The sequence below is a fragment of the Streptomyces sp. NPDC013457 genome (assembly GCF_043089925.1).
GTDB lineage: Bacteria > Actinomycetota > Actinomycetes > Streptomycetales > Streptomycetaceae > Streptomyces.
Genome location: NZ_JBICBL010000003.1, coordinates 396,940 through 410,123, shown reverse-complemented (window position 1 = coordinate 410,123; position 13,184 = coordinate 396,940). Strand labels below are relative to the sequence as shown.

The 13,184-nt window shown below is 73.3% G+C and carries 15 protein-coding genes; 10 read left to right on the top strand and 5 right to left on the bottom strand.

Features of this window, described 5'->3' with window-relative positions; genetic code table 11:
- Window positions 1-185 precede the first annotated feature (185 nt).
- The 6 genes from ACF1G2_RS10725 to ACF1G2_RS10700 all read left to right on the top strand — a co-directional run bounded on the left by ACF1G2_RS10725 (window position 186) and on the right by ACF1G2_RS10700 (window position 5,692).
- Window positions 186-1,337: an ABC transporter substrate-binding protein gene (locus ACF1G2_RS10725; protein WP_391797931.1), complete on the top strand. Its 1,152-nt coding sequence runs from the start codon at window positions 186-188 to the stop codon at window positions 1,335-1,337.
- A gap of 100 nt (window positions 1,338-1,437) precedes the next feature.
- Complete coding sequence (locus ACF1G2_RS10720; RefSeq protein WP_391798134.1) at window positions 1,438-2,346, top strand: ABC transporter permease; 909 nt, start codon at window positions 1,438-1,440, stop codon at window positions 2,344-2,346.
- Complete coding sequence (locus tag ACF1G2_RS10715; protein ID WP_391797930.1) at window positions 2,334-3,188, top strand: ABC transporter permease; 855 nt, start codon at window positions 2,334-2,336, stop codon at window positions 3,186-3,188. The genes ACF1G2_RS10720 and ACF1G2_RS10715 overlap by 13 nt, the downstream gene beginning before the upstream one ends.
- Window positions 3,185-4,261 carry an ABC transporter ATP-binding protein gene (locus ACF1G2_RS10710; RefSeq protein WP_391797929.1) on the top strand — a complete coding sequence of 359 codons (1,077 nt, stop codon included), beginning with the start codon at window positions 3,185-3,187 and terminating at the stop codon, window positions 4,259-4,261. The genes ACF1G2_RS10715 and ACF1G2_RS10710 overlap by 4 nt, the downstream gene beginning before the upstream one ends.
- On the top strand, window positions 4,258-4,911 hold the full coding sequence (locus tag ACF1G2_RS10705) for an HAD family hydrolase (RefSeq protein ID WP_391797928.1): 654 nt from the start codon (window positions 4,258-4,260) through the stop codon (window positions 4,909-4,911). The genes ACF1G2_RS10710 and ACF1G2_RS10705 overlap by 4 nt, the downstream gene beginning before the upstream one ends.
- 25 nt (window positions 4,912-4,936) lie before the next feature.
- On the top strand, window positions 4,937-5,692 hold the full coding sequence (locus ACF1G2_RS10700; protein WP_391797927.1) for a GntR family transcriptional regulator: 756 nt from the start codon (window positions 4,937-4,939) through the stop codon (window positions 5,690-5,692).
- A gap of 4 nt (window positions 5,693-5,696) precedes the next feature.
- Here the strand turns inward: ACF1G2_RS10700 and ACF1G2_RS10695 are convergent, their stop codons facing one another.
- From ACF1G2_RS10695 to ACF1G2_RS10675, 5 genes are all read right to left on the bottom strand, one after another.
- Window positions 5,697-6,257, bottom strand: a complete 561-nt coding sequence (locus ACF1G2_RS10695; protein WP_391797926.1) for a phosphonate degradation HD-domain oxygenase — start codon at window positions 6,255-6,257, stop codon at window positions 5,697-5,699.
- Window positions 6,254-7,345, bottom strand: a complete 1,092-nt coding sequence (locus ACF1G2_RS10690) for a TauD/TfdA family dioxygenase (RefSeq protein WP_391797925.1) — start codon at window positions 7,343-7,345, stop codon at window positions 6,254-6,256. The genes ACF1G2_RS10695 and ACF1G2_RS10690 overlap by 4 nt, the downstream gene beginning before the upstream one ends.
- 157 nt (window positions 7,346-7,502) lie before the next feature.
- Complete coding sequence (locus ACF1G2_RS10685) at window positions 7,503-7,925, bottom strand: ribonuclease (RefSeq protein WP_391797924.1); 423 nt, start codon at window positions 7,923-7,925, stop codon at window positions 7,503-7,505.
- 144 nt (window positions 7,926-8,069) lie between these two features.
- The gene (locus ACF1G2_RS10680; protein WP_391797923.1) at window positions 8,070-8,951 is read right to left on the bottom strand and encodes an SDR family oxidoreductase; all 882 of its coding nucleotides are present in this window, start codon (window positions 8,949-8,951) and stop codon (window positions 8,070-8,072) included.
- A 1-nt stretch (window position 8,952) separates the two neighbouring features.
- On the bottom strand, window positions 8,953-9,717 hold the full coding sequence (locus ACF1G2_RS10675) for an SDR family oxidoreductase (RefSeq protein ID WP_391797922.1): 765 nt from the start codon (window positions 9,715-9,717) through the stop codon (window positions 8,953-8,955).
- A gap of 68 nt (window positions 9,718-9,785) precedes the next feature.
- Between ACF1G2_RS10675 and ACF1G2_RS10670 the strand changes: the two genes are divergently transcribed.
- From ACF1G2_RS10670 to ACF1G2_RS10655, 4 genes are read left to right on the top strand one after another with little or no spacing between them, the layout of a single operon-like run.
- Window positions 9,786-10,547, top strand: coding sequence for an enoyl-CoA hydratase family protein (locus ACF1G2_RS10670; RefSeq protein WP_391797921.1), 762 nt, complete (start codon window positions 9,786-9,788; stop codon window positions 10,545-10,547).
- Window positions 10,544-11,389 carry a CoA transferase subunit A gene (locus ACF1G2_RS10665; protein WP_391797920.1) on the top strand — a complete coding sequence of 282 codons (846 nt, stop codon included), beginning with the start codon at window positions 10,544-10,546 and terminating at the stop codon, window positions 11,387-11,389. The genes ACF1G2_RS10670 and ACF1G2_RS10665 overlap by 4 nt, the downstream gene beginning before the upstream one ends.
- A complete protein-coding gene (locus ACF1G2_RS10660; RefSeq protein ID WP_391797919.1) occupies window positions 11,386-12,123 on the top strand; it encodes a CoA-transferase subunit beta in 738 nt (245 codons plus the stop codon). The genes ACF1G2_RS10665 and ACF1G2_RS10660 overlap by 4 nt, the downstream gene beginning before the upstream one ends.
- On the top strand, window positions 12,123-13,172 hold the full coding sequence (locus tag ACF1G2_RS10655) for an NAD(P)H-dependent flavin oxidoreductase (protein WP_391797918.1): 1,050 nt from the start codon (window positions 12,123-12,125) through the stop codon (window positions 13,170-13,172). Before ACF1G2_RS10660 ends, ACF1G2_RS10655 begins: the two co-directional genes overlap by 1 nt.
- Window positions 13,173-13,184 lie beyond the last annotated feature (12 nt).

Genomic DNA, 13,184 nt, shown 5'->3' with positions numbered 1-13,184 from the left:
CTGACTCCCCTGCCCCCAGGCTCCCCTGGCGCCTGGTCGAGCGCCCCGTTCCGCCGGGGAATCGCAGGGCGGGCTTCTCCTCGCGTTCACCGAGGAGTCACCGCGACCCCCCGTAATGCAGGAGTTGTATGGACAACAGTTGTTCATACATCTTGGCCCCGCTCCCCTTCCCTCATGGAGTACGCGTGACCTCCCCTGCCCGCGCCGCCGTCCTGCTCGGCGCCCTCGGCCTGACCGCCCTGTCCCTCACCGCCTGCGGCGCCGCCCCGACGAAGGACGCCGCCGGCGCCGACGGGAAGAACCTCGCCACCGCCACCACCGCCACCGAGGCCGGCGGCATGGACGCCCTGGTCGCCGCAGCGAAGAAGGAGGGCACGCTCAACGCGATCGCCATCCCGCGCGACTGGGCTAACTACGGCGCGATCATCGACGGCTTCACCGCGAAGTACGGCATCAAGGTGAACGTGGAGAACCCCGACGGCTCCAGCCAGGACGAGATCAACGCGGTGAAGTCCCGCAAGGGCCAGGACCGCGCCCCCGACGTGCTCGACCTCGGCGCGTCCTTCGCCCAGGCCGCGGGCGAGCAGGGCCTCACCGCCCCGTACAAGGTCGCCGCCTTCGACAAGATCCCCGGGACGCAGCGCGACGCCCAGGGCCGCTGGTTCAACGACTACGGCGGCTACGTCTCCATCGGCTGCGACGCCAAGCGGGTCAAGGTCTGCCCGCAGACCTTCGCCGACCTGCTCAAGCCCGAGTACAAGGGCAAGGTCGCCCTCAACGGCAACCCGACGAAGTCCGGTTCGGCCTTCGGCGGCGTCTACGCGGCCGCGCTGGCGAACGGCGGCTCGTTCGACGACATCCAGCCGGGCATCGACTTCTTCGGCAAGCTGAAGAAGAACGGGAACTACAACCCCGTCGAGTCGACCCCCGCCACCGTGGAGAAGGGCGAGACGCCCATCTCCATCGACTGGGACTACCTGAACGCCGGCTACGCCGAGCAGTTCGCCTCCAAGGGCGTCGACTGGAAGGTCGCCGTACCCACGGACGGCGTCTACGCCCAGTTCTACTCGCAGGCGATCAACAAGGACGCCCCGCACCCGGCGGCCGCCCGCCTGTGGCAGGAGTACCTGTACAGCGCCGAGGGCCAGAACCTGTGGCTCAAGGGCTACGCCCGGCCCGTCCTGATGACGGCCATGGAGGCCGACGGCACGATCGACAGGACGGCCGCCGCGGCGCTGCCGAAGGTGGCGGGCACCCCCGAGTTCCCCACCGAGCAGCAGACCGCCAAGGCCAAGGAGACCCTCTCGCAGGGCTGGGCCGCGGCCGTCTCCGGGTGACGCCTCGATGACTCCGCATCCCTCCACCGCCCCGTCCGGGGCCACCCACGCGCACCCCGCGCGGGTGGCCCCGGCGGGGTCGGGGACCGCCGGCTCCCCCATGGCCGACGACTCCCCCACGACCGCCCCTCCGTCCGTGGCCCCGCCCGCGCCGGCCGCCCCCGTGCGCCGGGCACGGCGGCGCGGGCGGCCGGCGGCGTGGCTGGCCGCGCTGCCGCTCTTCCTGGTCGTCGCACTCGCCTTCGGGCTGCCCGCGCTCGCCATGGCCGACGGCGCCTTCACCGTCGCCGACGGCGGGTACGGCCTCGACAACGTGACCCGGTCCGTGGACGGCGCGTACCGCACCGCCCTGATCGGCAGCGTCGAACTCTCCGCGCTCACCGCCGCCGCCGGCACGCTCTTCGGGCTGTTCCTCGCCCATGCCGTGGTCTCCTCGCGCGGCCGGGCGCTCCGCGAGGCCGTCCTCACCGCGTCCGGTGTGCTCGCCAACTTCGGCGGTGTCCCGCTCGCCTTCGCGTTCGTCGCCACCCTCGGCAACGCGGGCGTGCTCACCACCCGCCTCGGGCTCGCCGACCACGGCTGGTCGCTGTACGGATTCTGGGGCCTCGCCCTGACCTATCTGTACTTCCTGGTGCCACTGATGGTGCTGACCGTGGCGCCCGCCCTCGACGGACTGCGCGTCCAGTGGCGCGAGGCGGCCCACGACAACGGGGCGACGGCCTGGCAGTACTGGCGTCATGTCGGCATCCCGGTGCTCCTGCCGTCCCTGCTCGGCGGGTTCGTCCTGCTCTTCGGCAGCGCGTTCGCCGCGTACGCGACGGCGGCCGCGATGGTCGGCAGCTCCGTACCGCTGGTCACCCTGCAGATCGCGGACGCGCTCTCCGGCAACGTCCTGGTCGGCCAGGAGAACGTGGCGCTCGCGCTGAGCCTCGACATGGTCGTCGTCGCGGCGCTCGTGATGGCCGTCCACCTCCCCCTCCAGCGAAGGAGCACCCGATGGCTCGCCTAGGACGCCCCTTCGTCCTCCTGGTCGCGGGGGTCTACTTCCTGGTGCCGCTCCTCGCGTCCGCCGTCTTCACCGTGGACATCCCCGGGCAGGGGCCCACCCTCTCCTCGTACACCCGGATCTTCACCGCTCCCGGCTTCACGGGCAGCCTGCTGCTCTCGCTGGCGCTCGCGGCGGCGACCGTCGCGCTCGTCCTGCTGGTCACCGTCCCCGCGGCGGTCGCCGCCCGGCTCTCGGCGCCCCGGCTGCGGCCGGTCCTGGAGGTCGTCTGCACGCTGCCGCTGGTGGTGCCGCCGGTGGCGCTGACCGCCGGGCTCGGGACCGTCCTGCGCTGGGGCCCGGAGAAGCTGTCCACGACGCCGCTGTACCAGACGTTCGTGGCGGTGCAGAACCCGGACTTCCCCTTCGTCCTGGTCCTCGCGTACGCGGTGATGGCGCTGCCGTTCGTCTACCGCGCGCTCGACGCGGGCCTGCGCTCCGTCGACGTCCGCACGCTGGTGGAGGCCGCGCGGGACTGCGGCGCGTCCTGGCCGCGGGCGCTGGTCTCGGCCGTGCTGCCCAACCTGCGCGGTGCGCTCCTGAGCGCTTCGTTCCTGACACTGGCGCTGGTGCTCGGCGAGTTCACGGTCGCCTCGCTCCTCGGCTACCAGCCCTTCGCGGTGTGGATCGTGCAGGCCTCCGGCTCCGACGCCCGGCTCTCGGTGGCCGTGTCGCTGCTGAGCCTGCTGCTGACCTGGGTGCTGCTCCTCGCGCTGACCACCGTGGGCAACCGGCGCCGCCGTTCACCCCGCCCCTCCCGTACGCCCGAAGCCACCGACGCTTCCCGAGGAAAGACCTCCCGATGACCGTGACCGACACCCCCACCCGGACCGGAGCGGCTCTCCGGCTGCGCGGCCTGCGCCGGTCCTTCGGCTCCGCCGTCGCGCTCGACGGCCTCGACCTCGACGTCGCCCCCGGCGAGCTCCTCGCGCTGCTCGGCCCGTCCGGCTGCGGCAAGACGACCGCGCTGCGCGTGCTCGCCGGATTCGAGCGGCCCGACGAGGGACAGGTGCTGCTCGACGGCGAGGACATCGTGCCGGTGCTCGCCAACCGCCGTGACACGTCGATGGTGTTCCAGTCGTACAGCCTCTTCCCGCACCTCACGGCCGCCGACAACGTGGCCTTCGGGCTGCGGATGCGCAAGGTGCGGGCCGCCGAGCGGCGCGCCCGCGCCGCCGAGCTGCTCGACCTGGTGGGCCTCGCCGGCCACGGCGACCGCTTCCCGCACCAGCTCTCCGGCGGCCAGCAGCAGCGGGTGGCGCTGGCCCGCGCGCTGGCGCTGCGCCCGCGGCTGCTGCTGCTCGACGAGCCGTTGTCGGCGCTCGACGCCCGGGTGCGGGTGACGCTGCGGGAGGAGATCCGCCGGCTCCAGCTGGAGCTCGGCATCACCACCGTGTTCGTCACGCACGACCAGGAGGAGGCGCTGTCGATGGCCGACCGGGTCGCCGTGATGAACGGCGGCCGGCTCGAACAGTGCGCCACGCCGACGGAGTTGTACGAGCGTCCCGCGACGGACTTCGTCGCGGAGTTCATCGGCACCATGAACCGCGTCCCCGGCCGGGCGTCCGGCGACGGCCACGTCGAGGTGCTCGGCGCCCGGCTGCCGGTCGAGGGGCCGGAGGGTAGGGGTGACGTGCGGGTGCTGCTGCGGCCCGAGGCGCTGGAGGTGACGGCGGGCGGTCCCGCTCGTGTCACCGGCACCTCGTTCCACGGCCCGACGACCCGGCTGCGGATCACTCTCGCCGACGGCACCGACGTCAAGGCGGATGTCCCCACGCACGCGGCGGCCGGGCTGACCCCGGGCACGGACGTCTCCGTCCGTCCTCGGCAGCGGCCCGTGCTGCTCGCCTCCACCGCGCCGACGGGCGGTGCGGCGTGACGCGGCTGCAGGCGGTGCTCTTCGACATGGACGGCACCCTCGTCGACACCGAGGGCGTCTGGCTGGACGTCGTCGCGGCCGCCGCCGCGCGCCGGGGCCGCGCCCTGGACGGCGAGCGCCGGACGGCGGTGACCGGACGGTCCGTCGAGGACACGGCGGCCCTGCTCCACACCTACCTGGACGCGCCGGAGCCCGAACTCGCCGCCGAGCTGGGCGCGGACTTCGCCGGCCGGCTCTCGGTGGCCGCCGCGCCCCGCCCGGGCGCGCTGCGGCTGCTCGCCGCGCTCCGCGAGAGCCGGGTGCCGACGGCGCTCGTCTCGGCCTCGCCGCGCGCGGTCGTCGCCCAGGTGGCGAGCACTCTGGACGGGCACCGGTTCGACGCGCTGTTCGGCGCGGAGGACACCGTACGGACGAAGCCGGAGCCCGATCCCTATCTGGCGGCGGCCGTGGCGCTCGGCGCCGAGCCGGGGCGGTGCGTGGCGGTCGAGGACAGCCCGACGGGGGTCGCCTCGGCCGTCGCCGCCGGGTGCCGCGTCCTCGCGGTGCCGTCGACGGAGCCGCTCGGGGCCTTCGCCGGGACCGAAGGCGTCACGCTGGCGGAGTCGTTGACCGAGGTCGACCCCGAGCTGCTGAGCTCTCTGGTCGGGTGAGCGGGGCGCATGACAGGGTGGGCGTGTGAGTGAGGAACGGGCGCGGACGCCGCTGTATCTGAAGGTCGCCGCCGATCTGCGGACCGCCATCACGGCGGGCGAGTACGGCTCCGGGGCGAAGCTGCCGGCGGAGGACGAACTGGCCCGCCGTTACGGCGTGTCGAGGGGTACGGTCCGGCAGGCGCTGGCCGCGCTGCGCACCGACGGTCTGATCACCTCGCGGCGCGGCTCGCGCCGGGTGGTCCTCGGCGGTCCGCGGCTGCACAGCTTCGGCGAGCTGCGCTCCTTCACGCGCTGGGCGCGCTCGCTCGGCGAGGAGCCGGGTGGCCGGATCGTGGCCGTCGAACGGGTCCCGGCGGACGCGGAGGAGGCCGAGAAGCTCCGTGTCGGGGAGGGCGCGCCGGTCTACCGGGTGCGACGGCTGCGGACGCTTGCGGGCAGTCCGGTGATGGTGGAGCGGACGACGTATCCGGAGCGGATCGGGGAGTTGGTGGCCGGGATGCCGCTGGACACGGTCTCGCATTCGGAGCAACTGGAGCTGCACGGCGTGCTGTTCGCCGACGCGCGGCACACCATCGACCTGGTGCCGGCCGACGCGGACGACGCGGAGCTGCTGGGCTGCCGGGCCGGGGAGTCGCTGCTGCGGGAGCGGCGGCACTCGACCGACCCGGCGGGCAACCCGGTGGAGTGGTCGCAGGACCGCTATCTGCCGGGGACGGTGGCGTTCACGATGCAGAGCTCGACGGCGACGAGCGCGCTCGGACGCCGCCTCGGCTCCTGAGCACTCAGCCCGTGAGGAGCAGTCGGGCCAGCAGGGGCCGGAAGTGCTCGAAGCCGGGCGTCGGCAGGTCCGGATCCTTCGCCTGCTCGTCCCAGCGGCGCACGGCGACGGCGTCCGCGGCCCCCGGGTGGGCCTCGAAGGCGCGGACCTGTTCCTCGGTCATCGGCCCGCCCTGGACGGCCAGGGTGTGGACGGAGGCCTCCGAGAGCAGCGCGAGGTAGCCGGGCTCGACGGCGCACAGGTACCGCTTGGCCGCGACGTGCAGCCGTACGGGTTCGGTGACTTCGGGCCCGAACCACTGGTCGAGCCAGTCGGCCCCGGTGTGGCTGTGCCGGTTGTCGGTGCCGTTCTCCATCAGGTCGCGTCCGGTGACCGCGCCCCGGAAGTGGCCGACGTCGTGCAGGAGCGCCGCGGCGACCAGGTGGGGCGGGGCGTCGGCCGCCTCGGCGAGCGCCCCGGCCTGGAGCATGTGCTCGGCCTGGGTGACGGCCTCGCCGAAGTACTCGGCGCTGCCCTCGCCCTCGAAGAGGGCGGCCAGGGTGTCGAGGGGGTGCACGGTGGTCACACGGCCTCCCGGCGCAGGACGGCGAGGGTGGAGGCGAGGCCGTCGATGTCGGCGTAGGCGCCCTGGAGGTGGCGGTCGCCGGACTCGGCGAAGGCGGTCCGGGCGTGCAGCAGGCGCGTGTTGTCGAAGATCAGGCAGTCGCCGGGGGTGAGCCGGAAGTCGAGCTGGAGTTCGGGACGGAGCAGCAGCTCGCCGAAGCGCCGGTAGGCGGTGTAGAAGCCGGCGAGCAGGTCGGCGGGCAGCCGCAGGGTGCCGATGGAGCGGTTGTTGAAGCGGATCTCGCGGATCCGTCCGGTCGGGTCGGTGCCGATCAGGGGCCGGTGGGCGCGGAGTTCGGTCCGCTCGTCGGCGAAGGCGAACGGGACGGGGACGCGGGTGAGGATCTCGTACGCCTCCGGGTCCTCGGCGCGCAGCAGGGCCGCCGCGTGGAACCCGTCCACGAGGCCGGAGTCGCCGCCCTGCGCCGCGTTGGTGAGGCAGTGCAGCAGTTGGAGCGTGGGGACCGGATCGCGGTAGGGGTTGTCGGTGTGCGGGGTGATCCGCGCTCCGGTGAAGGCGAGGTTGTTGGGGTCGGCCTCGACACGGACCTCGAAGATCTCGCCGTAGTTGGTCACGCGTACGTGGCCGAAGGTGCGGGCCACGTCGAGCACCTGGCGGTCGCGGACGGGCACGTCGCGGACGAGGGCGAAGCCGAGGCGGAGGACGGCGTCGAGCAGGTCGGCGCGGACGGCGGGGTCGGACGTGTAGGAGGCCCAGTCGGCCTCGGGGACGCCGTCCGCGAACCGCTCGGCGGCCCACAGCTCCTTGTCGTCCTCGGTGCGCCCGTCGCCGGGGGCGGCCGCCGCGCCGGGGAGGTGGGCGCCCAGCCAGGACTCGGTGTAGAGCGAGCGGTGGCCGTCGGGGGCCCAGACGACCTCGCGGGCGGGGGCGCCGCCGGGGGTGCGGGTGTCGCGCACGGTGCCGACGGCGAGCCCGGCGGGGAGTTCGGTGATCTGGAACAGCTTCTGGCCGTTGCGGGGATCCCGGCACTCCGCGCAGGGACAGTTGTCGCGCAGCCAGAGCGGCGGCGCGGCGGCGAGTGACGCCATGAGGTTCTCCAAGTTGTACAGACAACTTCAGTTCGCCTCGGAGCCTCGCAGCCGTGGGTGGCCGACGGGTTACGGACAGCCCAACACCCGGTCCGCGGCCGGCCGGCATGGGGGAAGGTCCGGCCGCGGAACGGGAGCCGATGGGGGTCGGACCGGCTCAGCAGCCGTGGTCGACGAGGTCGAACGTGGCGTAGTGGTCGGCCGTGTAGTAGTCCTCCTGCTGGGACTCACCGGTCACGATCCGGCGCGCTCCTCGGGTGGGGGAGCCCGGGGTCTCCACCGTGTACTCGTGGTAGTAGCCGGCGGCCTGACCCGGGAGGACGCCTTCCCGGTTCTGGAAGACGGTGCCGTCCTGGGGGTACGGGAAGGGGCCGCCCCCTTCGATCAGGCGGAGGGTGTCGTGGGCCTGGGAGGGGAGGTCGGAGAGACAGATCTCTCCGACGGCGGCGGTCGAGAAGGAGGACGCGGCGGACACGGGAGCCGCCGGGGCGACGGCCGCGCCGGCGGGGGCGCCCAGGAGGAGGGTCGAGACGAGGGCGGCGGCGCCGCCGATGAGGGTGAATCGTGGGGGGATTCGCATGCACCGATGATGACGCGCGTAGAAGCGGCTACGACAGCCCAACTCCCTTCATTTCGCTGGATGTTGACTTCATGTGCGCGATGTGGGGGTCGCGTGTGCGGCCCCCACCCGGGCGTCACGCCCACCGCACGTACGGGTTATGGCTCACCCCCCGGAGCCGTACACGGGCTGCGGCACCTCCGCCTCCGCCAGCAGCTTCAGCGCCGCCTCGCCCGCCTCCGCGGGACTCCACCGCGCGCCCTTGTCGGCCGTCGGGCCCGGACGCCAGCCCTCCATGACGGTGATCCGGCCGCCCTCCGCCTCGAAGACCCGGCCGGTCACCCCCGCCGAGGAGGCCGAGCCCAGCCAGACGACCAGCGGGGAGACGTCCTCCGGTACGCCCGCCAGCTCCGCGAAGGCCCCCTCCGTCATCCGGGTCCTGGCCGCCGGGGCGATGGCGTTGACCTGCACGCCGTAGCGGGCCGTCTCCGCCGCCGCGACCAGGGTCAGACCGATGATCCCGGCCTTGGCCGCCGCGTAGTTGCCCTGCCCGACACTGCCCAGCAGGCCCGCGCCCGAGGTGGTGTTGACGACCCGGGCGACCGGCTCGCGGCCCGCCTTGGCCTCCGCGCGCCAGTACGCCGCCGCGTGCCGCAGCGGCAGGAAATGGCCCTTCACATGGACGCGCATCACCGCGTCCCAGTCGTCCTCGCCCAGGTTCACCAGCATCCGGTCCCGCAGGAAGCCCGCGTTGTTGACCAGGGTGTCGAGGCGCCCGAAGGCGTCCAGGGCGGCGGCGACCAGCGAGGCCGCCCCCTCCTCCGTGGCGATGTCGCCGCCGTGCGCCACGGCCTCGCCGCCCGCCGCACGGATCTCCTCCACCACCTGCCCGGCGGGCGAGCCCGACCCGGCGGAACCGTCGAGCCCCACCCCCAGGTCGTTGACGACGACCCTCGCCCCCTCGGCGGCGAAGGCGCGCGCATGCGCCCGCCCCAGACCCCTTCCCGCTCCGGTCACGATCACGACCCGGCCCTCGCACAGTCCCATGTCAGCTCTCCTTGTTGGCAGTTGCGGCATCCAGGAAGGCGGGGCGCTCGCCGCCCCCGTGCACCAGCAGTGAGGCCCCCGAGACGTACGAGGCCCGGTCGGAGGCGAGGAAGACCGCCGCCTCCCCCACGTCCGAGGGTTCGGCGAGCCGGCCGAGCGGCACGGTCCGGGCGACGGCCGCGATCCCGTCCTCGTCCCCGTAGTGCAGATGGGAGAGTTCGGTCCGGACCATCCCGAGGACCAGGGTGTTCACCCGTACGTACGGGGCCCACTCCACGGCCATCGAGCGCGCCAGACTCTCCAGGCCGGCCTTCGCGGCGCCGTACGCGGCCGTGCCCGGCGAGGGCCGCGTGGCACTGACACTGCCGATCATGACGACGGAGCCGCGCGAGGCCCGCAGCAGTCCGTGGGCGGCCAGCGAGACCCGCAGCGGGACGGCCAGGTTCAACTCCACCACCCGGGCGTGCCGTTCGGCCTCCCCCTCCCCCAGGAGCCGGTAGGGCGTGCCGCCCGCGTTGTTGACCAGCACGTCCAGCCGTCCGTAGTGCTCGCCGACACCGGCGAGGAGCGCGCCGACGGCGGCGGGTTCCCGCAGGTCGACGGGGACGAAGGCGGCCTCCCGGCCCCCCTCCGTGACGGGCGTGTCCGGCGGTCTGCGGGCGCAGACGACCACGCTCGCGCCCGCCCCGAGGAGGGCCCGCGCGATGCCCGCGCCGACCCCGCGTGTGCCGCCGGTGACGACGGCGACCCTCCCGTCCAGCTCCATCGGCTGCTACCTTTCCTCACCAAGCAGTCACCTAACAAATGTTTGGTGGAAAGGTAGCTGATCCGCTCATGGGTGTCTCCACCGCAAGCCCGGGCAAGGGCATCGCACTCGTCACCGTCGACTTCCCACCGGTCAACGCCCTTCCCGTGCGGGGCTGGTACGACCTCGCCGACGCAGTCCGCGCGGCCGGCCGGAACCCGGGAACCCGCTGCGTCGTCCTCGCGGCCGCGGGCCGCGGTTTCAACGCCGGGGTCGACATCAAGGAGATGCAGCGCGACACCGGCCACGCCGGTCTCATCGGCGCCAACCACGGCTGCGCTGAGGCGTTCGCGGCCGTGTACGAGTGCGAGGTGCCGGTCGTGGCCGCGGTCGGCGGCTTCTGTCTGGGCGGCGGCATCGGGCTCGTCGGCAACGCGGACGCGATCGTCGCCTCCGAGGACGCCACCTTCGGACTGCCCGAACTCGACCGGGGCGCGCTCGGCGCCGCCACCCATCTGGCCCGGCTCGTCCCCCAGCACCTGATGCGCGCGCTGTACTACACCTCGCGCACCGCCACCGCCGCCGAACTGCACGCCCACGGCTCGGTCTGGAAGGTCGTGCCGCGCGAGGAACTCCTCGACGCGGCGCTGGAGCTGGCGGCGGAGATCGCCCGGAAGGACGGCTACCTGATCCGGCTCGCCAAGGCCGCCATCAACGGCATCGACCCGGTGGACGTGCGCCGCAGCTACCGCTTCGAGCAGGGCTTCACCTTCGAGGCCAACCTCAGCGGGGTCGCCGACCGCGTGCGCGACACCTTCGGCAAGGACGAGGCCAAGGAGGGCTCCCCGTGACCGACAAGACCATGACCCCCGACGAGGTGGTGGGCCGGCTCCGCTCCGGCATGACGATCGGCATCGGCGGCTGGGGTTCGCGCCGCAAGCCGATGGCCCTGGTCAGAGCGTTGCTCCGGTCCGAGATCACCGATCTCACGGTGATCTCCTACGGCGGACCCGACGTGGGCCTGCTGGCCGCGGCGGGCCGGATCCGCCGTCTGGTGGCCGCCTTCACCACCCTGGACTCCATCCCCCTCGAACCCCACTTCCGCGCCGCCCGCGAGCGCGGCGACCTCACCATGACCGAGCTGGACGAGGCGATGTTCATGTGGGGTCTGCACGCCGCGGCCAACCGGCTGCCCTTCATGCCCGTCCGGGCCGGGCTCGGCTCGGACGTGATGACGGTCAACCCCGAGCTGCGCACCATCACCTCGCCGTACGACGACGGCGAGACGTTCGTCGCCGTCCCCGCCCTGCGCATGGACGCCGCCTTCGTCCACCTCAACCGCGCCGACCGGCTCGGCAACGGCCAGTACCTGGGCCCCGACCCGTACTTCGACGACCTCTTCTGCGAAGCCGCCGACACCGCGTACGTCTCGTGCGAACGGATCGTCGAGCGGTTCGACCCCGGCACCGCCCCGCAGTCCCTGCTCGTCAGCCGGCACAGCGTCACCGGAGTGGTCGAGACCCCGAACGGCGCCCACTTCACCTCCTGCGCCCCCGACCACGGACGCGACGAACCCTTCCAGAAGCTGTACGCGACCACCCCCTGGCCCGAGTTCGCCGAGCGCTTCCTCTCCGGCAAGAGCGAGGACGACTACCAGCAGGCCGTACGCACCTGGCACGAGGAGCAGCAGTGACCACGACCGCGACCGTCACCCGCGCCGAGTACTGCGTCCTCGCCTGCGCCGAGGCCTGGCGGGACGGCGGCGAGGTGCTCGCCGCCGCCATGGCCCCCGTCTCCTCCTTCGGCGCCCGGCTCGCCAAACGCTCCTTCGCCCCCGAACTGCTGCTGACCGACGGCGAGGCGATGCTCGTGGGCCTCGACGGGGAGGTCGAGGGCTGGCTGCCGTACCGCCGCCATCTGACGATGGTCACCGGCGGCAAGAGGCACGTCATGATGGGCGCGAGCCAGATCGACCGGTACGGCAACCAGAACATCTCCTGCATCGGCGAATGGTCCCGGCCCTCCCGGCAACTTCTCGGCGTACGCGGAGCACCGGTCAACACCCTCAACAACCCGGTGAGTTACTGGGTGCCGAAGCACTCCCCGCGGGTCTTCGTCGAGCGCGTGGACATGGTCAGCGGCGTCGGACACGACCGCGCGGCCGCCGCCGGGGTGGGCCGCTTCCACCGGATCCCCCGGGTCGTCTCCGACCTCGGCGTCTTCGACTTCGAGACGCCCGACCGCTCGATGCGGCTCGCCTCCCTGCACCCGGGCGTCACCGTGGACCAGGTGCGGCGGGCCACCGGCTTCGACCTCGCGATCGGCGACGACGTGCCGTACACCCGCGAACCGACCGCCGAGGAGCTGCGGCTGATCCGCGAGGTGATCGACCCCAGGGGGCTGCGGGAGAGGGAGGTCCGGGCCTGATGAGGACGGCGCTCACCGAGCTGACCGGCGTACGCCACCCGATCGTCCAGACCGGTATGGGCTGGGTCGCGGGCCCCCGCCTGGTCACGGCCACGGCCGAAGCGGGCGCCCTCGGGATCCTCGCCTCCGCGACGATGACGGTCGAGGAGCTGCGGTCCGCGGTCCGCGAGGTGAAGTCGCGTACGGACCGGCCGTTCGGGGTCAATCTGCGCGCGGACGCGGGCGACGCCGGCGAGCGGGTCCGGATCATCGTCGAGGAGGGCGTGCGGGTCGCCTCCTTCGCGCTCGCCCCGTCCCGCGAGCTGATCGCGGAGCTGAAGGACGCGGGCGTGGTCGTCATCCCCTCGATCGGGGCCCGGCGGCACGCGGAGAAGGTCGCGGCCTGGGGCGCGGACGCCGTGATCGTGCAGGGCGGGGAGGGCGGCGGGCACACCGGCGACGTGGCCACGACGGTCCTGCTGCCGCAGGTCGTCGACGCGGTCGGCATCCCGGTGGTCGCCGCTGGCGGATTCCACGACGGCCGCGGTCTGGTGGCCGCGCTCTCCTACGGGGCCGCGGGCATCGCCATGGGCACGCGCTTCCTCCTCACCTCCGACTCCACCGTCCCCGACGCCGTCAAGGCGAAGTACCTCGCGGCGACGGTCAGGGACGTGACGGTGACCACCGCCGTCGACGGACTGCCCCACCGGATGCTCCGTACGGAGATGGTCGCCGCGCTCGAACGGGCGGGCCGGGTGAGGGCGTTGGTCCAGGCGGTCCGCCGCGCGGCGGGCTTCCGCGGGATCTCGGGCCTCTCCTGGTCGCGGATGGTCCGCGACGGTCTCGCGATGAGACACGGCAAGGACCTGTCGTGGAGCCAGGTCCTGCTCGCCGCGAACACCCCCATGCTCCTCAGAGCGTCCATGGTCGAGGGCCGCACCGACCTCGGTGTCATGGCGTCCGGACAGGTCGCGGGAGTCATCGAGGACCTCCCCAGCTGCGAGGAACTCGTCCTGCGGGTCATGTCCGAGGCCGAGCACGTGCTCCGCACCCTGCCATCACCAGGGTGAACCCTCATCTCC